Raw genomic sequence first — 988 nt, 5'->3', positions numbered from 1 at the left:
ACGAAGTCGTTGCGGGTGTCGCATGCGTTCCATTCGCGGTTGATGGATCCGATGCTGGCCGCGTTCGAGGACGTCGCCGCCTCGATCACCTACGGTGAGCCCAGGATTGCGATGCCGCCGGTCGACGGAGCCCGGGATGCGGGCTACTGGGTGCGGCATGTGCGCGACGCGGTCCGCTTCGCCGACGACATGCGGTTCTTGGCGGCAGCAGGCGCCGAACGTTTCCTGGAATTGGGCCCGCAGAGTGTGCTGACGGCGGCCGCGGCGGAGAACCTGCCCGAGGACACACCCGTCCGCTTCGTCGCCAGTGCCCGGAAGGGTACGGACGAGGTTGCCGGGGTGCTGACCGCACTCACCGAACTGCACGTCCTCGGCCAGGACATCGACTGGAGCTCCCTCCTCCCCGGCGCCACCCGCATCGACCTGCCCACCTACGCCTTCCAGCGCGAACGTTTCTGGCAGCAGGTGTCCACCTCCGGTGATGTCACCTCGGTGGGGCTGGAGTCGGCCGGGCATCCGTGGCTGGGTGCGGTGACCACGCTCGCCGACGGCGAAGGCCACGTCTTCAGCGGCCGGGTCTCGCTGCGCGAGTTTCCCTGGCTGGCCGACCATGCCGTGTTCGGCACGGTGATCGTCCCCGGCACCGCCCTGCTCGAACTCGCCCTCTCCGCAGGCCACTTCGTGGGTGCGGGCCGGGTGGAGGAACTCACACTTCTCGAAGCGCTCGTCGTCCCGGAGCAGGGCGAACTGCGCCTCCAGATAACCGTGGACGCGGCCGATGCCGAGGGCCGTCGCGCCGTGGCCGTCTACAGCAGCGCTGCGGGTGCGGATGCCCCATGGGTACGTCACGCCGAAGGGACCGTGGCTGGGCCTGTACCCGGTTCGGATGCCGGGGCCGGCGGGTTCGAGGTGTTGGCGCAGTGGCCGGTGACGGGTGCGCAGCGGGTGGACCTGGACGGTTTCTACGAGCGGTTCGCGGAGCAGGGCA

1 pseudogene is annotated in these 988 nt (G+C 69.6%); it reads left to right on the top strand.

From position 1 onward, the window contains the following. Positions 1-42: 42 nt before the first annotated feature. Positions 43-988, top strand: a pseudogene (locus ACTMTU_RS36030) (type I polyketide synthase); the annotation flags it as partial.

It is taken from the genome of Streptomyces sp. OZ13 (genome assembly GCF_052068155.1).
Taxonomy (GTDB): domain Bacteria; phylum Actinomycetota; class Actinomycetes; order Streptomycetales; family Streptomycetaceae; genus Streptomyces.
This window is presented reverse-complemented; position numbering and strand designations above follow the sequence as displayed.